Origin of the sequence: Catenuloplanes japonicus, assembly GCF_000717135.1 — a bacterium.
In the GTDB taxonomy this organism is placed as follows: domain Bacteria; phylum Actinomycetota; class Actinomycetes; order Mycobacteriales; family Micromonosporaceae; genus Catenuloplanes; species Catenuloplanes japonicus.
Window position 1 is genome coordinate 1 of sequence record NZ_JNXY01000110.1, and the last position, 260, is coordinate 260.

At 75.4% G+C, this 260-nt stretch carries 1 protein-coding gene; it reads left to right on the forward strand.

Translation table 11 applies throughout. The features are described from left to right. The coding region (locus OP04_RS48210; RefSeq protein ID WP_033346827.1) for a histidine kinase at window positions 1-260 on the forward strand (260 nt) is incomplete at both ends.

Here is a 260-nt window from a genome sequence, read left to right on the forward strand (position 1 = left end):
CGGGCCGAGCGCGCGGAGTCGGAGCAGCAGCTGCGGGTGGACCGGGCCCGGCAGTTGGAGCGGGCGCGGATCGCGCGGGAGATGCACGACGTGCTGGCGCACCGGATCTCGCTGCTGAGCCTGCATGCGGGTGCGCTGGAGATCCGTCCGGACGCGCCGTCGGCGGAGGTGGCGAAGGCGGCGGGGGTGATCCGGGCCAGTGCGCATCAGGCGTTGCAGGACCTGCGCGAGGTGATCGGCGTGCTGCGCGAGCCGGCCCG